Annotated in this window: 22 protein-coding genes and 1 pseudogene; 8 read left to right on the forward strand and 15 right to left on the reverse strand. The window is 64.7% G+C overall.

Annotated features, from left to right (window positions below):
- Positions 1-76: 76 nt before the first annotated feature.
- Positions 77-1,162, forward strand: coding sequence for a 3-deoxy-7-phosphoheptulonate synthase (locus tag P6U31_RS19655; protein ID WP_407183321.1), 1,086 nt, complete (start codon positions 77-79; stop codon positions 1,160-1,162).
- A gap of 59 nt (positions 1,163-1,221) precedes the next feature.
- Here the strand turns inward: P6U31_RS19655 and P6U31_RS19660 are convergent, their stop codons facing one another.
- From P6U31_RS19660 to epmA, 3 genes are read right to left on the reverse strand one after another with little or no spacing between them, the layout of a single operon-like run.
- Positions 1,222-1,473 (reverse strand): hypothetical protein, encoded by a 252-nt coding sequence (locus tag P6U31_RS19660; RefSeq protein ID WP_407183322.1) that lies wholly within the window; start codon positions 1,471-1,473, stop codon positions 1,222-1,224.
- Positions 1,474-1,511: 38 nt separating this feature from the next.
- Positions 1,512-2,606, reverse strand: coding sequence for a lysine-2,3-aminomutase-like protein (locus P6U31_RS19665; RefSeq protein ID WP_407183323.1), 1,095 nt, complete (start codon positions 2,604-2,606; stop codon positions 1,512-1,514).
- Positions 2,603-3,667 (reverse strand): EF-P lysine aminoacylase EpmA, encoded by a 1,065-nt coding sequence (epmA, locus tag P6U31_RS19670; RefSeq protein ID WP_407183324.1) that lies wholly within the window; start codon positions 3,665-3,667, stop codon positions 2,603-2,605. The genes P6U31_RS19665 and epmA overlap by 4 nt, the downstream gene beginning before the upstream one ends.
- 162 nt (positions 3,668-3,829) lie before the next feature.
- Between epmA and efp the strand changes: the two genes are divergently transcribed.
- The 3 genes from efp to P6U31_RS19685 all read left to right on the forward strand — a co-directional run bounded on the left by efp (position 3,830) and on the right by P6U31_RS19685 (position 7,114).
- Positions 3,830-4,396 carry an elongation factor P gene (gene efp, locus P6U31_RS19675; protein WP_024337831.1) on the forward strand — a complete coding sequence of 189 codons (567 nt, stop codon included), beginning with the start codon at positions 3,830-3,832 and terminating at the stop codon, positions 4,394-4,396.
- A gap of 24 nt (positions 4,397-4,420) precedes the next feature.
- The gene (locus tag P6U31_RS19680) at positions 4,421-6,043 is read left to right on the forward strand and encodes a M23 family peptidase (protein WP_407183325.1); all 1,623 of its coding nucleotides are present in this window, start codon (positions 4,421-4,423) and stop codon (positions 6,041-6,043) included.
- 84 nt (positions 6,044-6,127) lie between these two features.
- The gene (locus P6U31_RS19685) at positions 6,128-7,114 is read left to right on the forward strand and encodes a DUF808 domain-containing protein (RefSeq protein WP_407183326.1); all 987 of its coding nucleotides are present in this window, start codon (positions 6,128-6,130) and stop codon (positions 7,112-7,114) included.
- A gap of 51 nt (positions 7,115-7,165) precedes the next feature.
- On the opposite strand, the gene P6U31_RS19690 is transcribed toward P6U31_RS19685, so the two are convergent.
- Positions 7,166-7,663, reverse strand: a complete 498-nt coding sequence (locus tag P6U31_RS19690; RefSeq protein WP_407183327.1) for a cupin domain-containing protein — start codon at positions 7,661-7,663, stop codon at positions 7,166-7,168.
- Between the two features lie 21 nt (positions 7,664-7,684).
- Positions 7,685-8,164, reverse strand: a complete 480-nt coding sequence (locus tag P6U31_RS19695; RefSeq protein WP_407183328.1) for a carboxymuconolactone decarboxylase family protein — start codon at positions 8,162-8,164, stop codon at positions 7,685-7,687.
- A 54-nt stretch (positions 8,165-8,218) separates the two neighbouring features.
- Between P6U31_RS19695 and P6U31_RS19700 the strand changes: the two genes are divergently transcribed.
- Positions 8,219-8,749 (forward strand): MarR family winged helix-turn-helix transcriptional regulator, encoded by a 531-nt coding sequence (locus P6U31_RS19700; RefSeq protein ID WP_407183329.1) that lies wholly within the window; start codon positions 8,219-8,221, stop codon positions 8,747-8,749.
- A 27-nt stretch (positions 8,750-8,776) separates the two neighbouring features.
- Here P6U31_RS19700 and P6U31_RS19705 read toward each other — a convergent pair whose 3' ends face one another.
- Positions 8,777-9,028, reverse strand: a complete 252-nt coding sequence (locus P6U31_RS19705) for a hypothetical protein (RefSeq protein WP_407183330.1) — start codon at positions 9,026-9,028, stop codon at positions 8,777-8,779.
- A gap of 60 nt (positions 9,029-9,088) precedes the next feature.
- On the reverse strand, positions 9,089-9,343 hold the full coding sequence (locus tag P6U31_RS19710) for a hypothetical protein (protein WP_407183331.1): 255 nt from the start codon (positions 9,341-9,343) through the stop codon (positions 9,089-9,091).
- Positions 9,344-9,467: 124 nt separating this feature from the next.
- On the opposite strand from P6U31_RS19710, the gene P6U31_RS19715 reads away from it, so the two are divergent.
- The gene (locus P6U31_RS19715) at positions 9,468-10,697 is read left to right on the forward strand and encodes a lytic murein transglycosylase (protein ID WP_407183332.1); all 1,230 of its coding nucleotides are present in this window, start codon (positions 9,468-9,470) and stop codon (positions 10,695-10,697) included.
- Positions 10,698-10,802: 105 nt separating this feature from the next.
- Here the strand turns inward: P6U31_RS19715 and P6U31_RS19720 are convergent, their stop codons facing one another.
- The 3 genes from P6U31_RS19720 to recJ all read right to left on the reverse strand — a co-directional run bounded on the left by P6U31_RS19720 (position 10,803) and on the right by recJ (position 14,433).
- On the reverse strand, positions 10,803-11,594 hold the full coding sequence (locus tag P6U31_RS19720) for an aldolase (protein ID WP_407183333.1): 792 nt from the start codon (positions 11,592-11,594) through the stop codon (positions 10,803-10,805).
- Positions 11,595-11,690: 96 nt separating this feature from the next.
- Positions 11,691-12,500: an SDR family NAD(P)-dependent oxidoreductase gene (locus P6U31_RS19725; RefSeq protein ID WP_407183334.1), complete on the reverse strand. Its 810-nt coding sequence runs from the start codon at positions 12,498-12,500 to the stop codon at positions 11,691-11,693.
- Between the two features lie 91 nt (positions 12,501-12,591).
- Positions 12,592-14,433 (reverse strand): single-stranded-DNA-specific exonuclease RecJ, encoded by a 1,842-nt coding sequence (recJ, locus tag P6U31_RS19730; RefSeq protein ID WP_407183335.1) that lies wholly within the window; start codon positions 14,431-14,433, stop codon positions 12,592-12,594.
- Between the two features lie 283 nt (positions 14,434-14,716).
- On the opposite strand from recJ, the gene P6U31_RS19735 reads away from it, so the two are divergent.
- Entirely contained in the window at positions 14,717-15,793 is a 1,077-nt protein-coding gene (locus P6U31_RS19735; protein WP_407183336.1) for a methyl-accepting chemotaxis protein, read from the forward strand.
- 227 nt (positions 15,794-16,020) lie between these two features.
- Here P6U31_RS19735 and P6U31_RS19740 read toward each other — a convergent pair whose 3' ends face one another.
- The 5 genes and pseudogenes from P6U31_RS19740 to P6U31_RS19760 all read right to left on the reverse strand — a co-directional run bounded on the left by P6U31_RS19740 (position 16,021) and on the right by P6U31_RS19760 (position 18,885).
- The gene (locus P6U31_RS19740; RefSeq protein ID WP_407183337.1) at positions 16,021-17,052 is read right to left on the reverse strand and encodes a glycosyltransferase family 4 protein; all 1,032 of its coding nucleotides are present in this window, start codon (positions 17,050-17,052) and stop codon (positions 16,021-16,023) included.
- 131 nt (positions 17,053-17,183) lie between these two features.
- Complete coding sequence (locus P6U31_RS19745; protein ID WP_407183338.1) at positions 17,184-17,399, reverse strand: hypothetical protein; 216 nt, start codon at positions 17,397-17,399, stop codon at positions 17,184-17,186.
- Positions 17,400-17,532: 133 nt separating this feature from the next.
- A pseudogene (locus P6U31_RS19750) lies at positions 17,533-17,712 on the reverse strand (4-hydroxythreonine-4-phosphate dehydrogenase PdxA); the annotation flags it as partial.
- 133 nt (positions 17,713-17,845) lie between these two features.
- Positions 17,846-18,310, reverse strand: a complete 465-nt coding sequence (locus tag P6U31_RS19755) for an NADH dehydrogenase ubiquinone Fe-S protein 4 (RefSeq protein WP_407183339.1) — start codon at positions 18,308-18,310, stop codon at positions 17,846-17,848.
- Positions 18,311-18,432: 122 nt separating this feature from the next.
- Positions 18,433-18,885: an Hsp20 family protein gene (locus tag P6U31_RS19760; RefSeq protein WP_407183340.1), complete on the reverse strand. Its 453-nt coding sequence runs from the start codon at positions 18,883-18,885 to the stop codon at positions 18,433-18,435.
- Between the two features lie 355 nt (positions 18,886-19,240).
- Here P6U31_RS19760 and P6U31_RS19765 point away from each other — a divergent pair, with 355 nt between their 5' ends.
- On the forward strand, positions 19,241-20,374 hold the full coding sequence (locus P6U31_RS19765; protein WP_407183342.1) for a glycosyltransferase family 4 protein: 1,134 nt from the start codon (positions 19,241-19,243) through the stop codon (positions 20,372-20,374).
- Positions 20,375-20,425: the final 51 nt, after the last annotated feature.

Genomic DNA, 20,425 nt, shown 5'->3' on the forward strand with positions numbered 1-20,425 from the left:
CAAACGTCCGAACAAGCCGCCAGACCTGGCGGCTTTTTTGTTGGCCGGCAGGTTCTCAAAACGACAGGAGCCCGCCGTGCTGAGCACGACCGACGATCTTCGCATCCGCGAACTGAAAGAACTGAGCACCCCGGAAGAGGTGATGCGGGAGGTCCCGCGCACGCTCACCGCCACCCGCGTGGTGATGGCCGCGCGCAACGCCATCCACGCCATCCTTAACAGCCAGGACGACCGCCTTCTGGTCGTGGTCGGCCCCTGCTCGGTGCATGATCCCAGGGCCGCGCTCGATTACGCCGAGCGCCTCGCGAAGTTGCGCGAGGATCTCGCCGATCAGCTCGAGATCGTGATGCGGGTCTATTTCGAGAAGCCGCGCACCACGGTCGGCTGGAAGGGCCTGATCAACGATCCCGATCTCGACGGCAGCTTCGACATTAACAAGGGTCTGCGGCTGGCGCGCAACGTACTGTCGGCGGTGAATAATCTCGGCCTGCCCGCCGGCACCGAATTCCTCGACATGACGACGCCGCAATACATCGCCGACCTCGTGTCCTGGGCCGCGATCGGCGCGCGCACGACCGAGAGTCAGATCCACCGCGAGCTGGCTTCGGGGCTGTCGTGTCCCGTCGGCTTCAAGAACGGGACCGACGGCAATGTTCGCATTGCCGCCGATGCGGTGAAATCGGCCTCGCATCCGCATCATTTCATGGCTGTCACAAAACTCGGCCGCTCGGCGATCGCCTCGACCGCCGGCAACGAGGACTGTCACATCATCCTGCGCGGTGGAGCTGAGCCGAACTATGACGCGGCCAGTGTCGCGGCCGCCTGCAACGAGCTGACCAGATCCGGCGTCGCGCCGCTCGTGATGGTCGATGCGAGTCACGCCAATTCGAGCAAGAAGCCGGAGAACCAGCCGCTGGTCACGGCCGACATCGCCGGTCAGATCGCCGGCGGCGAGAATCGCATCATGGGCGTGATGATCGAGAGCAATTTCGTCGCCGGTCGCCAGGACGTGGTGCCTGGCAAACCGCTCGCCTACGGCCAGAGCATCACCGATGGCTGCATCGACTGGGCGACCACGGCAACCGTGCTCGAGCAGCTCGCCGACGCAGTCGAGGTCCGCCGCAACACCCGCCGCGCCGGACTGCACGAGCGGTCGGCGTAGGAGAGGCTGACGAAGTGTCAAGGCTCGGTACCTCTCCCCGTCGGGGAGAGGTACGCTCATCAGCAGCCGCGGCAGATGCTCTTGATCTTCTTGTCGAGGGCTTGGTTTTCCTTGCTCAGTGGATCGTTCGGATCGGTCAAATTCTTCTCGTTCGGCACGTCCGAGACGCGCGGCTGGCGATGACCGACCGGCGCCGGCGGCAGCGATCCCGAGGTCGCGCCACTCGATGGCGATCCCTTGGCCCCGGTCTGCGCAATCCCCGGGCCGCCCAGCAAGACCACGAGCGATGCGGCCAGCATGATCTTCTTCATCTCCGATCCTCCATTCTCCAACCGACGCTTCTCACCGCTCAGATCTCAGGCGGATAGAGATGAACGTCGCCGCAATAATCAACGATACGATAGCTCGTTTTCGTTTCCGCTTCACGTACACCGGCCGCGGTATTTTGCTCCGCCAACACATAGTTCGGTCCCACCGGCGATTTGCCCGCGCCGCCGGGAAGATCGATGACATAGTCCGGCTGACACAGCCCTGACACCCGTCCGCGCAACTGCCGCATCAACTCCTGCCCCTCCGCCAGCGTCGTCCGCAGATGCGCAGTGCCCGGCGCGAGATCGCCGTGATGCAGATAATAAGGCTTGATCCTGCATTCGACGAAAGCTCGCATCAAATCCGACAGAGCGGCGATGTTGTCGTTGATCCCGCGCAAGAGCACGGACTGGCTGACCAGCGGGATTCCGGAATCGACGAGCCGCGCGCAGGCGGCGCGCGCCGGCCCGGTCAATTCGCGCGCGTGGTTGGCATGTAAGGCGACCCAGGTGGTCGCGCCCTCGACCTTGAGCGCTGCAACCAACTCGTCGCTGATGCGCGCGGGCTCGGCCACGGGTACGCGGGTGTGAAGCCGGATGATCTTGACGTGATCGATGGCGGCGAGGTCGGCCATGATCTCACCCAACCGCCGCGGCGACAGCATCAGGGGATCGCCGCCGGTCAGGATCACCTCCCAGATCTCGTGATGCGATCGGATGTAATCGATCGCCGCACGATAGGCGTCCTCCGACAGCGCGTTCTCCTTGCCGGGCCCCACCATCTCGCGGCGGAAGCAGAAGCGGCAATAGACCGCGCAAACGTGAACCAGCTTGAACAGAACGCGATCGGGATAGCGGTGCACGATGCCCTGCACCGGCGAGTGCGGGTGATCGCCGATCGGATCGGCGTGCTCCCCCGGCTGCATCTCCAGCTCCGCGGCCGTCGGAACGAACTGACGCGCGATGGGATCGGCGGGGTCGGACGTGTCGATCAGCTCGATTAGCGCCGGGGTGATCGCGACCGCATAGCGCGCAGCAACCCGCTCGAGCGCAGGCAGCGCCGCGGCCGGCGCCAGGCCTTCAGCAACGAGCTCGGCCGGCTCGCGCAATGTCCGTGCAAGACTGCTTTTTGTCATCGCTCGCTTAACGTCTCATTTGCAGGCGGCGTCCACACCACCTGATCAATTCGCGATGCGCCGCTTGCCAGCATCACCAGCCGGTCGAAGCCGAGCGCAACGCCGCTCGCCTCCGGCATTGCCGCAACGGCGGCCAGGAAGTCCTCGTCCAGCGGATAGGCCTCGCCGTAGCGGCGCTGCTTCTCCGCCATCGATTCCATGAAGCGTTTGCGCTGCTCCTCGGCATCGGTCAGTTCCCCGAAGCCATTGGCGAGCTCGACGCCGCAGGCATAGACCTCGAAACGTTCGGCGACCCTGGGATCCCCAGTCTTCACCCGTGCCAGCGCTGCCTCTGGAGATGGGTATTCGAACAGAATGGTCAAACGCCCCAGCCCCAGATGCGGCTCGACATGCTCGACCAGAACCTTGCTGAAAATATCGGACCAGGTGTCGTCCCCGGCCACGCGGACCTTGCCGCCGGCGGCCGCGGCGAGCGCGGCACGGTTACCCTCGCTGCCCGAGATTGTCGAGAGCAGGTCGATGCCGGCAAATCGCGCGAAGGCGCCCGCGACCGTCAGGAGTTCGGGCTCGGCGAAAGGATCGGCGGTGCGGCCGCGGAATGAGAAGGTCCCGATGCCGGTCGCCCGCGCCGCATGGGCGATGACGACGACGCAATCGGCCATGATGGCATCATAGGGGGCGCTTGCCCGGTACCATTCCAGCATGGTGAATTCGGGCAGATGCAGGTCGCCCCGTTCCCGATCCCGAAACACCCGGGCGAACTCGAAAATCCGCGCCTCCCCTGCCGCCAGCAGCTTCTTGCAGGCGAATTCCGGCGAGGTCCGCAAGTAACGGGTGACGCGGCTGCCGTCGGGCCGCATGATCTCGGTCCGGGGGGCGTGCAGATGGGTCTCATTGCCGGGCGAGACCTGGAGAACCGAGGTTTCGACCTCCACAAACCCCTGTTCGGCGAAAAAGCCCCGTAAAGCTCCGATCACGGCGCCCCTGGCCTGCAGGAACGGCCGCCGGTCGAGGTGCCGCGAGGGCGACCAGAACGGCGAGATGGGCTTGTCCCCAGCCATTAACCGACCGCCCCGCGTCTCAGCAAAACGCTGGCATCCACCGGCAAAATCAGTATGTTGCGGCCCGAAACGGGCGCCAAGGTCCGATTTGAGGCCCCAAGTCCCCCATCAATTTGACCACGTCCTGGCCGGTGCCGGGCCAAGCAAGCAGGAAATACAGCTTTGAGAGTCATCGCCAGTTCTATTCGCAAGGGCAACGTGATCGAGCAAGACGGCAAGCTTTATGTCGTCGTGAGCGCCGAGAACATCCATCCCGGCAAGGGTACCCCGGTCAGCCAGATCGAAATGCGCCGAATCTCGGACGGGGTAAAGATCTCGGAACGCTACAAGACCACCGACCAGGTCGAAAAGGCCACGATCGAAGAGCGCAACTACACCTACCTCTATGAGGATGGCGACGGCTACCACTTCATGAACCCGGAGACCTACGATCAGGTCCAGGTCTCGAAGGACGTGGTCGGCGACGCCGCCGCGTATCTGCAGGAGAGCATGACGGTCAAGCTGTCCATGCACGACACCAACCCGGTGGCAATCGCGCTGCCACAGCGCGTGACGCTGGAAGTGGTCGAGACTGAGCCAGTGACCAAGGGCCAGACCGCCTCCTCCTCCTACAAGCCGGCGGTGCTCTCCAACGGCGTGCGAACCACCGTGCCGCCGCACATCACGGTCGGCACCCGAGTCGTGGTGATGACCGAAGACGGCTCCTACGCCGAGCGCGCCAAGGACTGACGGGGAACAGGGCGGTCGCAGCAGTTGGCGCCGGGGGGCGAGACAGTGGTTGGGAAGAATTTCCGCTTCGTCTCGCACCTTCTGGCGTCGCTTTCGCTCTTCATTGCCTCCCCGCTGGCTGCGGACGAATTCCGCAGCCGCTCGCTCACGGCTCTGCGCGTCGACTGGCGCGCAGCGCTCGACCAGCTCCGCGCCGAGATCAACAGCCGCCCCCGGGTCGCGGAGGATTTCATCTTCGCACCTCGCCGTTCGGTGCCGCGCTACGATCCGCGCGCGACGCCTGCACTGGTGCAGCTCAACGCGGTCTCCTCGCGATTTTTTACCGGCATCACCCGCAGTCCCGTGCCCGTGCTGCTGCCGTTCGACGCCGCCGCCTATCTCGAGGCACAGCGCAGCGGCGCGCCGGCGACGCTCACGCTCGCGCGCTACCAGGCGGACTTCAATCCCGTCGACATGTTCGATGCCGGTCCTGCCGGCTACAGCGCGACTTTCTCGCTCGAGCCGGGCGCCGGCGACGGCATGCCGAGCCGGGCGTACGCAAGGCCCGTCGAGGTGCAGATCACGGGCTCGGCGCTCATCTACGACATCGCCGATCCCGCGGGCGGCAAGGGCGAGCCGGTCAAGCCGCTCGCGACGATCTACCCGGACCTGCGCAGGTTCATCCGGGAAGGCTATGTCCGCTACGCCTTCACCCGTTTCGGCGTCGCCTATGTCGTGTCGATCCAGTGTCTCGACAGCGCCGCCAAGCCGCGCCGGCTCGCCTGCAAGGAAGCCTATCCCGTCGCTGAGCGCTTCCTGAAGGCCCTGCGTGTCGCCGGCGGCCAGCGCATGCGGCCATTGACGGACATTGCCTCCACCGTCCTCGATCGGCCGGCGGACCGTTCACCGGACTTCAGCTACCGGCCGAGCGGCGACATCATCCCGAATACCGGCTACCGCAAGCAGGGCGGCCATCCCGACATGATGGCCTATGCCCAGATCCGCTTTCCCCTCGAAAAGGCGCCCGCCTTCGTGCGTTCGCAATCCCACGGCAGGCGCGACAGGAACGAAGGTCTGACCACCTATCCCTGGCGCGACAATTTCTGCGAGTCGCGCAGCTTCGAGGTTTGGCAATGCGGCGGTGGTTACGGCCATCAGGGCGAGGACATTCGCGCCGCCGACTGCCCGCCGCCAGGTGAAGGCCGCGAGCCCTGCGATCCCAAGCAGCGCGGCGTCGTCGCCGTGCGTGATGCCATCGTGATCCGCGGAGCCAGGGACCAGGCCGCGACGCTTCAGGTCAACAGCCGCACCGAGCATATCCGTTTCCGCTACATGCACATGAATCCGCACGCGATGAACGCAGATGGCGTGCTCAACGGCCGTATCGTCACCGAGGGCGAGAAGATCGGCGTGATCTCGAACTATCTCGACCATCCCGCGGGAACATCGCTGCATCTGCATTTCGATGTGCAGGTGTTCACACGCGACGGGTGGATCTGGGTCAGCCCCTACGTCACCCTGATCTCCGCCTATGAACGCCTGATCCGTGGCCGCGGCCGTGAGATCGGGCCGGAGATCGCGGTCACGGCACAGCCGGTCGCTCATGCCTTGCCGGAGGACGTGAACAAGCCGGATCTGCGCGAGGGATCGAGCGGCGAGGAGAACTAAGGACGTCCTCGTTCCAATGCCAGGCGGTTGCAAGAACATGCTGTCGCTCGCAACGCCCGCTCGAACGAAGAAGGAATAGTCTTGATGAGCGTCGGACTGATCGGCCTTCTCGACGACATCGCGGCGATTGCAAAGGTGGCAGCAGCCTCGCTCGATGACGTCGCCGGCCAGGCCGCCAAGGCGGGCACGAAGGCAGCTGGCGTGGTCATCGACGACGCAGCCGTCACGCCGAATTACGTCATCGGATTTGCCTCCAAGCGCGAACTGCCGATCGTCGGCAAGATCGCGGCCGGATCGCTGCGCAACAAATTGCTGATTCTGCTGCCGATCGCCCTGTTGCTTGGTTATTTCCTTCCCGCGGCGGTCACGCCGCTGCTCATGCTGGGCGGTGCCTTTCTCTGCTATGAAGGTGCCGAGAAGGTGCTCGAAGCGGTGATGCCGCAGCACGCGCACGACCACGAAGCTCAACTCGAACCGATCGCGTCGATTGGCCGGTCGGTCGAGGACGAGAAGGTCGCGAGCGCCATCAAGACGGATTTCATCCTGTCGGCCGAGATCATGGCGATCACGCTGGCTGCGATCCCGGCGGGTAACATCTGGACACAAGCGCTGGTGTTGGCGCTGGTCGGCTTCGGCATCACGGTCGGGGTCTACGGCGTGGTGGCCCTGATCGTGAAGGCGGACGATGTCGGCCTGGCGCTGGCGCGCTACGGCGGCGGCTCGATCATTGGCGGGACGATCCGCTTGCTTGGACGCGCGCTCGTCCGCGGCATGCCCACCTTCTTGTCGGTGCTGAGCACCATCGGCACTGCCGCCATGATCTGGGTCGGCGGCGGCATCATTCTGCACGGCATCGAAAAATACGGGCCGCCGATGGTTGGCCACACGGTCCATGCCATAAGCGGGGCTGCCGCCCATCTCCTTCCATCGGTCGCCGGCCTCATCGAATGGTCGGTCGAGGCAGCTATCTCGGGCGTGCTTGGCCTGCTTGTGGGCGCAATCGCAATTCCAACAGTCGAATACGGTCTCGCACCGGCATGGAAGCGGTTGAGACGATGGCGGTCGACCTGACGGCAACCGCCATGCAGCCCGAATGGAGCGAAGCGCAATCCGGGCTAACGATCATTCAAGGAACGTCGTCAGCTGCGCGCCCTCGTCCGCAACGAAGACCGCGATCAATTCGGCCGGCTCCGTCACGCTCGCATTGGCCGAGACCAGATGGGTCGAGCCCGGCGGCTCGAAGAAGGATTGGCCGACGCCGAATGTCTCGACCGGGCCGCCCCCGAGCTGAGAGCGGATCTCGCCCTTGGTGATGTAGGCGGTCACCGAGCCTGCGTGGCGATGCGGCCGCGAAAACCCGCCGGGACCGTAGGACACGCGCACGATGGTGACGCGCTTGCCCGGGACGTTGGGCAGTGCGTAGGAGCCGATCGGCTCGACCTTGTCGAGCGAAGAGCCATCCGCAGCGGCGGCGCACAACGGCGCGAGCACGCCCGAGACAGCGTCCATCGTCACCGGGAGCCTCTTGCCGACCGCTACCGCGCAGACCAACCCTGCGACGACGGCAAATGCCGTCGAACGTGACAGCGCCGGATGCGGCACCAAACTCATGACTGTCATCGTGACCTCCTCTCGTGACGATCAGGATGCCGCAGCATTCGCGGCCACCGGCCGCGGCGCCGGCGTCCAGCGGAATGCGGCACCAAACCGGTTCCAGACGTTGATCGAGGCGACCGCCGAGGTCAGGTACATCAACTCGGTCTCGGAGAATTCGCGGGCAGCTTCGGCGTAGACCTCCTCGCCGACGCCGTCCGGCAGGAGGGTCAGCGCCTCGGCCCAGGCCAGCGCCGCGCGCTCGCGCGGCGAAAAGATCGGCGCCTCGCGCCAGACCGCGACCAAATTGAGCTTGTCCACGGGGACGCCGATGCGTTCGGAGAGGAGAATGTGATGCTGCACGCAAAAGGCGCAGCCATTGATCTGCGAGGCGCGCAGCTTGACGAGCTCGAGAAGATGCTTGTCGAGGCCGGCCTTGGCCGCGAGCTGGCCCAGCGCAAGCACCACGTCATACGCATCCGGTGCAATCCGCTTGAAATCCTCGTATTCGCTGCGGGCATGCGACATTGCCGTTCACCTCGTCTTATTGTAAGAGTGCTTATATCTTATAAGAGCACTTACATGATGCGCAAGTCCGCCGACACCACGAGATCGAAAACGGTTCGAAAGCCGCCAGCGCCTGCCTTGGACGGTGCCGTTCGCGTGCCCGCACCCGGCGAAGGCAAACGCGGCGAGCAAGGCTACCTCGGCTATCTGATGCGGCAGGCTCATGCCGCGGTCCGGCTGACGATGGAACGAGCGCTCGCCGATCTCGGCGTGACATCGCCGCAATTCGCCGTGCTGACGATGCTGAATGCCTATCCGGGCCTGTCCGGTGCCGACGTCGCCCGCCTCACCTTCCTCACTCCCCAGACCGTCGGCGTCATCATCCGCAATCTCGAACGTGACGGCGCAATCGCGATGACGCGCCATCCCGTTCACGGCCGCATCCAGCAATGGACGTTGACGCCGCGCGGCGCGACGCTCTTGAAGGCGTGCCGGGAACGGGTGATCGCGCTCGACAAACGCCTAGCGCGGGGGTTGGACAGCAAAACCGAAACCGCGATCCGGCGTTGGCTTGCCGGAATCGCGGCTGATCTACAGGAGGATTGACCGACCGGCGTCCGTCTGCGGCGGGTCCTACCCGTCCTTCAACGCTTTCTTGACTTCACCGTCGTGCCAGACATCGTCCGCCGCGATCACCCGCACGCGGCTTTGGTCGGCGGCATTCACCAGCACGTGCGAGCCGACCCGGTCGCTGCTCTGTTCGAGATGCAAGTCGGTTTCGGGCTTCCAGCTCAGCGTGGTCGCGAGATCGCCGGGAAAGATCTGCCATTGCGATCCGTCGTCGAGTTCGACGACATGGCTCTCCGCATGCGTGCGTATCTTCATTCCACCCCGAATTCTCGATGAACAGAAGCGGCCCCGGCGCTCGGGCCGGGGCCCATTCCGTCAATCGTTGTCGTGATGAATCACCGTCTTGCTGCGATTGCCGAATTCATCTTCCTTCTTGATGACCGTGGTGCGGTCCGACGGCTCGCGCTCCTTGATGACCGTCGTGCGATCACGTTCCCGCACGCGATAATCCGGCGACTGGCCAACCGTCACGCCGGCACCAACCGGGCCGACGTGAACGCCGACTTCATCGGCGAACGCAGGGACCGTAACGGTGCTGACCATGGCAGCGGCAAGAAGATACTTCCTCATCCTGTCCTCCTCATTGTGCTGCGGAGGGAATGCAAGACTGCGACCATTTGTTCCGGGCAAATGCCTGTTCCGGACGTTCCAGGAACCGGCTCACAGGAGCGCTGTTTCGCGTTAGAATAAGTTCATGAAACACGCTGATTCCTCGATCGATCACACCCGCCGCAGCCTGCTGAAATCCGCGATTGGCGTGGGGGCCCTGCTCGCCGCACCCGCCGACGTTTTCGCTTCGCCGCCAGGCTTTGACGAATGGCGCGAGGCTTTTCGCGCCCGGGCGATGGCCAAGGGCATTTCAGCCGCGACATGGCAGCGCGCGATGGGGCAGGTCGAGCCCGACATGAGCGTGTTCAAGCAGATGCGAAACCAGCCCGAATTCCACGAGCAGGTGTGGCAATATATCAACCGCCGCGTCTCCGATTGGCGCATCGTCAACGGCAAGATCGCGCTGAAGAACAACGAAGCGCTGTTTGCACGCATCGAGCGCGATTTCGGCGTCGAGCGCGGCACGCTGCTGGCGCTGTGGGGCGTCGAATCCGCCTATGGCGATCCGTTGGTGCAGCAGAACCACATGAGGCCGGTGTTTCCCTCGCTCGCGGCGCTCGCCTGGAATGAGCCGCGCCGCAAGGCCTATTGGGAGACCGAGCTGATCAACGCGCTGCGTATCGTCGACAAGGGCTGGAGCACACCGGAGCAGATGCAGGGCTCATGGGCCGGTGCGATGGGGCATTCGCAATGGATGCCGGAGGTCTGGCTCAATGTCGGCATCGACTATGACGGCGACGGCAAGGTCTCGCCATTCGGTAAGCCTGACGATGCGCTGGGCTCGACCGCAAAATACCTCGTCAATCGCGGCAAATGGCACCGCGGCGAACATTGGGGTTACGAGGTGCGCGCGGCAGGCAATATGAGCGGCAGCCGCACCTATGCGGCTTGGCAGGCGGCCGGCGTCACCCGCGCCGACGGCCAGCCGTTCCCGCAGCCCAACGCATCCGCGCAGATGTGGACACCGGTCGCGGGCGGGCCGACGTTCCTGCTTGGACCGAACTTCTATTCGGTGAAGAGCTACAATCCTTCAATGAACTATGCGCTCGCGATCTGCCATCTCGGCGACCGCTGCCTCGGCGCACCGCCCTTCATCCAGCCGTTCCCCGGCTCGGAACGGGCCTTGACGCTGGCCGAGGTGCAGGAGATGCAGGCGCGCCTGACCAAGGCCGGCTTCGACACCGGCGGCACCGACGGGCGCGTCGGCAACGACACGATGAAGGCGGTCAAGGATTTCCAGCAGCGTGTGGGGATCACGCCAGCCGACGGCTATGGCGGCCTGAAGGTTCTGGCGAAGCTGCGGCAGGGAACGTAGGTACCCAGTCATTTCCGGGGCTCGCGCAGCGAGAACCTGGAATCTCGCGCCCCATCTCTGGATTCCGGGTTCGAGGCGTTGCCTCGCCCCGGAATGACACTGCGGTCAGTGTCTATACTGCGGCTCCTCCGCATCGAGCTGTCTGCGGATCGCGGCGAGATGCAGCCGGGCGGATTCGGAATCGCCCTCGCGCATCTGCCTGTAGGTCTCGGCGGCAACCGCCGGATCGACCGGCAGCACTTTTCGTCCCGTCGACATCGCCAGCACCTGCACCTCGGCGGCGCGTTCGAGGTAGTAGAGATCGTCCCAGGCCTCCGCGATGGTCGGTGCCAGCACCATTACGCCGTGGTGCTTCATGAACACGATATCGGCATCACCCACGGCCGAGGCGATGCGGGCGCCTTCGCGGCTGTCGAGCGCGAGGCCGTTGTAGTCGCGGTCGACTGCCGTGCGACCATAGAATTTCAGTGCGGTCTGGCCGGCCCAGATCAGCGGATCGCCCTCGGTCATCGACAGCGCCGTCGCATAGGGCATGTGGGTGTGGAAGGCGACCTTGGCGCGCGGCAGCAGCCTGTGCATCTCGGCATGGATGTAGAAGGCGGTCGCCTCGGGCGCGCCCTCGCGGTCGAGCACGTTGCCATGGAAATCGCAAATCAGCAGCTTTGATGCGGTCAGCTCGCGAAAGGCATAGCCATAGGGATTGACCAGGAACAGATCGTCGTGGCCGGGCACGACGGCCGAGAAATGGTTGCAGATGCCCTCTTCAAAGCCGTTGCGCGCGGCCATGCGGAAGCAGGCGGCCAGATCCTCGCGCGCGGTGCGGATCGCATCGGTCGCAAGGTCCGGCCGGTTGGAGCGGAAGGGCGCGGGTGAGGAAGCGTGAAGGCTGTGCGCCATGGCGAAGGACACCTCTGTCGGTCGGGAGCTCTTCGCGTTCTACAGGGGCGGCGCCTGTGCGTCAGCCCCTCCGCGTGCCACCCTGCCCTGCGCCGCTCAGGCCCGCCGCGGCACGCCGCCGGCGTTCATCCCGCCGTCGATCACGAGCTCGCTGCCGGTGACGTAGCGCGACGCGTCGGAGGCCAGATACAGCACGCCGGAGGCGATCTCCGCGGCCTGCCCGGCGCGGCCGAGCGGCGTTACGATCTTGGCCCGCTCCTCCGGATCGATCGGCGCGTTCTGGCCGGCGCCGGTCGCCCCGGTCGGAATCTTGCCCCAGATCGGGGTGTCGATGATGCCGGGGTGCACGGAGTTGACGCGGATGCCGTCGCCTGCCGCAGCACACTCCATCGCGATCGACTTGGCGAACAGCCGTACGCCGCCTTTGGTCAGCGAATAGGCCGACAGGCCCGGCGCGCCGCGCAGGCCGGCGAGCGAGGACATCATGACGATCGAGCCGCCGCCGGTTTTGCGCATCAACGGCAGGCAATGTTTGACCGATAGAAACACGCCGTCGAGATTGATCGCGTTCTGCTTGCGCCAGTCAGCGAGGGTCATGTCGACGATCGAGGGCACGGAAATGCCGATGCCTGCATTGGAGACGAGCACGTCGAGCCGGCCGTAGCGCTTGCCGATTTCGGCGACGATCTCGATCCAGCGCTCCTCGCTGGTGACGTCCTGCTCCAGGAAGATTGCCTTGCCGCCGGCTTTTGCGACGCGCTTGGCGAGCTCGGGCCCGCGCAGCTCGTCGATGTCGGTTGCGATGACCGTGGCGCCTTCGCGCGCGAACAATTCGACGATGGCCTCGCCAATACCGGACGCACCGCCCGTCACCAGCGCGACCTTGCCTTCAACCTGCCCTGCCATGTTCACTCCCCTTTTTGTTATTTGAGCGAGTTATCTTTTACGCATGATCTCCGCGCAAACGCGTACCGCGTTTGTCGCTGGCGATCTTGCGTTATCTGATCACGGATGGCCCCTGGTCCGGTAGCGCGATGTCGACGACGCGGAATTGCACGCGCTCGGCGCCCTGGTAGCGATCGACCGAGAGCGAGCCGGCAACATGCAGTTGCTGGCCGCGATTGGCGAGCAGCGCATTGCCGAGCTTCTGGCCGACCGAGCGGAAAGCGATGCCGTTGACGATGGCGCCGTCGCCCGACTTGAAGCGCAGGCGCAGATGCGCCTGGCCAACCTCGTCGGCAAAGACGAGCTGATGCGCCGGCAGCGCCAGCACCGGCTCCGGATTGCCGGTGCCGAAAGGACCTGCACGGTTGAGCGTCGCGGCAAGCTCCGCCGTCACGGCGCGCGCGGACACGGCGCCGTCGATATAGAGCTCATTGACATGGCGCGCCTCGGCGACGTCCTGCGCCAGCGCATTTTCGAGATAAGCCCGAAACTCGGCGAGCTTCTCTTTCCGCAACGTCACGCCCGCGGCCATCGCGTGCCCGCCACCTTTCAGCAGGATGCCGTCGGCGACCGCCTGCCGCACCGCCTTGCCGAGATCGACACCGGCAATCGACCGGCCCGAGCCGGTGCCGATGCCGCCCGGTTCCAACGCGATGGCAAAGGCCGGCCGCGAGAATTTTTCCTTCAGCCGAGAGGCCACGAGGCCGACCACGCCGGGATGCCAGCCCTCGGACGCCGTCACGATGACGCCGAGCTTGTCCTCCAACCCGATCGAGGCCAGCGCCTCGGCTTCGGCCTGCGCTTCGGCGGCCTGCTCGATGACGCGGCGCTCGCTGTTGAGGCGATCGAGCTCGGCGGCGATCCGCGCTGCCTCGACGCTGTCGCCTTCCAGCAGCAGCCGCACGCCGAGATCGGCACGGCCGATGCGGCCGCCGGCGTTGATGCGGGGCCCCAGCATGAAGCCGAGATGCCAGGCCTCCGGCGGCCCGTTGAGCCGCGCCACGTCCATCAGCGCGGTATGGCCGACATGGTCGCGCCGCCGCATCGCGATCAGCCCCTTGGCAACGAAGGCGCGGTTGAGACCGATCAGCGGCGCCACGTCGGCGACCGTGCCGAGCGCGACGTGATGCAGCATGCCGAGCAGATCGGGCTCGGGCATCTCGGCACGCCAGAAGCCGCGCTGGCGCAGCTCGCGGTTGACGGCAACCAGGGTCACCAGCACGAGTCCGACAGCGGCGAGATGGCCAAGGCCGGAGAGATCGTCCGGCCGGTTCGGATTGACCAGCGCATCGACCTCGGGGAGATCGAGGCCGCATTGGTGGTGGTCGATCACCACGACGGACATGCCGAGGCGTTTGGCTTCGGCGAGCGGCTCGATGCTGGTGGTGCCGCAATCGACGGTGACGAGCAGTGTGGCGCCCTTCGCTGCCAGCCCACGCACGGCTTCCAAATTGGGGCCGTAGCCCTCGAAAATGCGGTCGGGAATGTGGATCAACGGATCGAGCGCGCAATGCCGCAGGTGCCAGGCGAGCAGCGCCGCCGAGGTCGCACCGTCGACGTCGTAATCGCCGAAGATCGCAACCTTCTCGCCCCTCGCCGCCGCATCCGCGATCCGCTTGGCGGCGGACTCCATCTCGGTCACCGTGAACGGATCCGGCAGCAGCTTGCGGATGGTCGGATCGAGGAAGTCGGGCACGGCGTCGATATCGACCCCGCGGCCCGCCAGCACCCGTGCCAACAGCTCCGGCAATTGGTGCCGCTGCACGATAGCGAGCGCCTGAGCTGCCCCGCGCGGGTCCAGCCGATCGCGCCAGAGCTTGTCGGTGAGCGAGCGCGTGACTCCCAGGAACGCCTGGGGCGCTTCGACAGGGAGTGCGGATGCGGGCGGCGTCATGAGGCGGCTATCGATTGGGAACTCGGGTCCGGGCGATCACGCGGCCGGCCGGGGCCGGCTTGAAACGATTGGCCGGGAAACCCCGCCGATTTGCAACGGTCGGGACACACAAAGCGGTGGATGGTCGTCAGGCAGGCCGGAGTGACTATCATTTAGGCACCCCGCCAAACAGCAAATTAAGCAGGCGTTAGGCGGAATCTTCGAAAAAGACTCGTATTCGATCTGTAATTTGTAGTTCCGGGTTTCATTGCAGATCAGACCTCATTGCCAAGGGAAATCCCCGATGTCTGCTGCGCTGGCTCTGAAAGCCAAGCCGATTGCCGCCGAACCCGCGGACGATGATTCCGACATCTCGGCGCTGATCAACCGCCTGACTGCGGAGGTCAACCAGATCGCGGTCGACAAGACCAAGTCGATCCAGCAGATCACCAACCAGATGAAGATGCTGGCGCTGAACGCGCTGATCGAGAGCTCGCGCGCCGGCGCGCAAGGCGCGGGCTTTGCGGTGGTGGCGCAGGAGGTCCGCGGCGTCGGCCAGCAGGTCGAGACCATCGCACGCGAGCTCGAGACACAGTTGACGAAGCGGACCGGCGATCTCGTCTCCTCGATCGAGCGCATGAGCCAGCGTTCGCGTGGCGAGCGCATGATGGACCTGTCCCTGAACGCGATCGAGCTGATCGACCGCAACCTCTATGAACGCACCTGTGACGTGCGCTGGTGGGCGACCGATTCCGCCGTGGTCGATTGCGCGGCTTCGCCGGGTGCGGCCGCCGTCTCCCATGCCTCGCAACGCCTCGGCGTGATCCTCGGGGCCTATACCGTCTATCTCGACCTCTGGCTCTGCGACCTCGACGGCAACGTCATTGCCAACGGCCGCGCCGACCGCTTCCGCGTGGTCGGCCAGAACGTCGCCCACACCAAATGGTTTCGCGAGGCCAAGGGCCTGCGCTCCGGTGACGACTATGTCGCCGGCGACGTCGAGAACCAGCCGCTGCTCGGCAACGCGCAGGTTGCCACCTATTGCGCCAGCGTCCGCGCCGGCGGCCAGGCGAGCGGCGCACCGATCGGCGTGCTCGCGATCCATTTCGACTGGGAGCCGCAGGCCCGCGCCATCGTGCAAGGCGTGCGCGTCGGCGACAGCGACAAGGCCCGCGTGCTGCTGGTCGACTCGAATCTGCGCGTCATCGCGGCGTCCGACGGCCAGGGCATCCTCAGCGAGCGCATCGCGATCTCGCTCAACGGTCAGCGCTCGGGCTTCTATCGCGACCACACCGGCGCGCTGGTCGCCTTCCATGCCACCCCGGGCTACGAGACCTATCGAGGGCTCGGCTGGTACGGCGTGATCATCTGCGGCGCGTGAGGCGAGCGGGTCCGCCTCCGATCAAAACCCACAAAACAACCCCATGCACAGTAGCCTGGGGGTTGTTTTCATTGGTCTTTTGCGATCGCTAACAACGCCCCAGTGGAGCGTTTTGACACGTCGGGCAAAGCACCGGCGTTCTGCGACCACGGTATTCTGTTCGCGTGCTTCGAGCGGATCAAATGACGGACGAGCTATTTGGTTCACTCCACCTTCGCGTGGAATTCTCAAGCTGCAGCGGCAACCAGCTTGCCATACACATCTTCGTATTGCCTCGCCATCCGACGTGCGGTGAAGCGTTCCTCGAAGCGCGCGCGCACCCGCCTTCGGTCCAGCTTGCCCAAGTCACCGACCGCCTTGACGGCCTGATCCTCGCTCTCGACGATGAAACCGGTCACGCCGTGCTCGACGACCTCTGGCACGGAGCCAGCGGGGTAGGCGATCACGGGCGTTCCACACGCCATCGCCTCGATCATGACCAACCCGAAAGGTTCAGGCCATGCGATTGGAAACAGCAGTGCGGCGGCCTGGCGAAGGAAGGACTGCTTCTTCACGTCGTCGACCTCGCCGACAAGCTGGATTTTATCGCTGTCAATCCGGGGCGCGAGGTGTTTTCGGAAGTAGGCAGTCTCGGCGCGCGGAATCTTTGCGGCGATGCGAAGGGGCATCCGGGTTGCGTGCGCGATGCGGATCGCGTCCTCGGGTCCCTTCTCCGCCGTGAGACGTCCGAGAAATGCCAGATAGGTCCCTTCCTCGTAGGAAGGCTGCAACAACTCCGACGGCAATCCGTGTTGAATCGTTCCGATCCATCTTGCCTCAGGGAGTGGCAGGCGCTGATGATCGGAAATCGACACGAAGCCCGCTTCTGAAAACTGCTGCACGACGTGGGGCAAGCCAGGCAGGTCGAGGCGACCATGCGTGGTCGTCAGGAACGGCACGCCAAGTCGACTGAGCAAGGGTAGTGGCAGCCAGTCGACATGTGAGTGAATCACGTCGAAATCACCGGCTCGTCGCGCGATCGCTTCAAGCAGCATGGCGTTGGCGGCACTTGGATCGGCGCCCTTCCGGCCGAGACGCAGCGCCGCTGGCCATACCGGGTGAAGTTCGCCTGTCGTTCGAGAGTCGCCGCTGGCAAACAGCGTGACGTCATGACCGAGCGCGACAAGTTCATCCACAAGCCAGGCCACCACCCGTTCGGTGCCGCCGTAAAGCTTCGGAGGGACGCTTTCGGCCAGGGGAGCGAGCTGAGCAATACGCATGGCGGCTCGCTATAATGCCGAACGCACGATCAGCACGACGGTCGCGGAAAGAAGGTTCGAAATCGCAAGCAAGGTCCAATTCGGCCGCGCGCTGGCGCTCGCTATGCGACAGGCGAAGCTCTCCGCGAGCTTCAACATTCGTCACCGGAAAGACGCTCGAGATAGGCAAGCCCGAATGCTGCGAGTTCCTGGGCATCACCGTTACTCTCGCGCGCTTCCCGCCTTCCTTGCAGATGACGCTCAAGGAGGCTGCGACGGCCGTCGGCAGCGTCGACACTGCGATGCTTGGCGCGGTACACGCACCAAGCGGTATCGACCGCTGTTCGTAGCGGACCGTCGTCGACCATGTTCCCACTCCGACGTGGAGATGTTCATGTGACGCCAACTCGTCGCGCGGGCGGAAGTTTCCGGTTTTTCCCTAAAGTCTAAGTCTGCACGCAAGGAGGGCACGATCAGTGCTCGCTCTCGGTGCGTGCAAGGTCAGCCAAGCCGACGTGCCGACATCTCGGCTGCCAGCAGCAACGCGGTGCGGCTGGCGCCGATCGAAGCGATGCCCTGCCCTGCGATGTCGTAGGCGGTCCCGTGCGCAGGCGTGCAGATCGGAAACGGAAAGCCGCCAAGCAAGGTCACGCCACGGTCGAAGCCCATCAACTTCACCGCGGAGGTCGACAACAAGGAACGGGTCCATCGGCGCTTGGATATCAAGCGCCCTTTGAGTTCGAAATCGCGATCGCGCAAAACAAGCTCCGGTAACGCATCGTGGCAACCCAACTGCCACCGCAATTACCGTGTCTCACTTCTGGGTGCAGTCCAGCGCTGTCACCGTAACTGGTCCCGCCGTTCGCCCGATCCATTCGAACTTGCGACTCGTCCTCGGCGAGGGACACGGCCGCCGTGTTGGCTCATCGTCACGAACGAGCTGCAGCTGAGGCGGGTGAGCGATCGATCCGATGATCGAATATTGCAGTCCTTGACGGCGAGCATACGCCATCGCGGCCTCCGCCGAGGGGAAAGTCAATTCCACCTGTGCCAAAGGATCATCATCTTCCGTCCATCCCATGAGCGGCTCGCAGCGCAACGGCGACCGCCGCTCGAACCGGAGCTTCCATTGCTCCTTCCGTGGTCGCGCCGTCGTCAGCGTCGACGGACTCGCGCGAGAAATGATGGCATGAGCGTCGGCCGGCAACACCGATGTGGTGATCGGACGCAGCGCGCCGCTCTCTGGTGCGGACGGATGGAGCTGACGCACGACATTCATCGAAACCTCCATAGGACATTGGCGGGTTCACCTTGCCCCTACACCTGCTCTCGCAAGCGAACGCGCCCCGCGACGCAGGCGGCGTCGCGGGCCATGGGCTCGGCAGGCGTGCGGCTGATGCCTCAGCCCGTCTGCTTCTGCTCGAGCTTCTGGTTGTCGTTGCCGGCTTGAATCGGAATCCGACGCGGCTTGAGCGCCTCCGGCACCTTGCGCACCAGATCGATCGTCAGCATGCCATTCTCGAAACTGGCCCCCTCCACCTGCACGTAGTCAGCGAGGTTGTACTGACGCCGGAACGGACGGGCCGAGATGCCCTGGTAGAGGTACTGGTGCGCTCCCTTGTCGGCCTTGCGGCCTTCAATGGTCAGCACGCTCTGCTCTGCAGTGACGGTCACCTCGTCGGGAGAGAATCCAGCTAGAGCAAGCGATATCTGATAGTGATCTTGATCCGTCCGCTCGATGTTGTAGGGCGGATAATTGTTGCCGGTCCACTGGACCGAATCCTCAAGCAGGTCGACGAGGCGATCGAAACCAACGGTCGAACGCCAAAGTGGGGTGTAGTCAAAGGTGGTCATAGCCACATCCTCCTCCTCGAGCAACATGGTTACGAATGCGCCGGGCGAACGTCCGGCGCCGATCCGCCGGCCCCTGAAAAGGCGGCCGGTCCGGCGCAGTGCTGCGCTTGCGCCGATCAACTTAGAGCGGGCAACGCTCGTTTCAAGGGCCCGTCGTCGCCGCGCCGGCACTAACGCGATGGCCTTGTGATTTGGTCGAAGGTAAGCGGAACGAATTTCGCCGATCGAACTTGCTAGCACGGCCGCCTGGCGGCGGCCGGTTGGGCAGAATCCGGGAGCGCAAGGGGCGCGGGGACACCACCATCGCCGGCTCGAGCGCAGGCCACCAATCCAACAAGAAGACTGGAGAAGAACGATGAAAATTGCGCAGATCGCGCCGCTGTTCGAAAGCGTGCCGCCGAGACTTTACGGGGGAACGGAGCGGGTCGTCTCCTATCTCACGGAAGAGCTGGTCAAGCAGGGACACGACGTTACGCTGTTCGCCAGCGGCGATTCCATGACCTCAGCCGAGCTCGTCCCTTGTACCCCGCGGGCCCTTCGCCTGGATCCTGATGTACGCGACCCGATCCCGCACATGATGGTCATGCTCGACAAGGTACGCGAGCGCGCCGACGGTTTTGACATCCTGCATTTCCACATCGACTACCTGCATTTCCCGCTCTTCAGGTCCTCTACCGGGCGCAGCCTCACGACCCTGCACGGCCGGCAGGATCTGCCCGACCACCTTCCGCTCTATCTTCGTTTTCCTCAGATGCCGCTGGTTTCGATCTCGGATGCGCAGCGAAATCCGCTGCCGAGCGGCAATTTCATCGGGACGGTGTATCACGGCCTCCCGCTCGAGCTGCACAAGCCGACCTTGGACCCGGGCGGCGGTTACCTCGCCTTCCTCGGCCGCATCTCGCCCGAGAAGCGTCCGGACCGGGCCATCGAGATCGCCCGCAGGGCGGGCCTCCCGCTCAAGATCGCGGCCAAGGTCGACAAGGTCGACGAAGCCTATTTCCGCGAGGTGATCGAGCCGATGATCGACGGTCAGCAAATCGAGTTCGTCGGCGAGATCAACGAAAGCACCAAGGACCGATTCCTGGGTCAGGCCGCCGCCCTGCTCTTTCCGATCGATTGGCCCGAACCGTTCGGGCTGGTGATGATCGAGGCCATGGCCTGCGGCACGCCGGTGCTCGCCTTCCGCTGCGGATCGGTCCCGGAGATCATCGACGACGGGGTGACCGGGCGCATCGTCTCCAGCGTGGACGAAGCGGTGGCGGCGCTTCCCGACGTGCTCGCGCTCGATCGCAGGGCGGTTCGCGCGAGGTTTGAGGAGCGGTTCTCGTCGGCCCAGATGGCGAAACAATACGTCAAGCTCTACCAGAAGCTCGGTCGCGGGACCGCGCCGGCGAAGCTGGTTTCGCCTGTCGTGGCTGCGCACGCCGCAGCCGTCAACGGGCATGGCCCGGATTCGATCGCATTCCCAGCAGGGCGCGAGCTTTCCTGAGAATCCAAGCGGACCGCGCCCAAGTCTGCGCGCAAGGCGAGCGCAATCAGC

It is taken from the genome of Bradyrhizobium centrosematis (assembly GCF_045571495.1).
Taxonomy (GTDB): Bacteria; Pseudomonadota; Alphaproteobacteria; order Rhizobiales; family Xanthobacteraceae; genus Bradyrhizobium; species Bradyrhizobium centrosematis.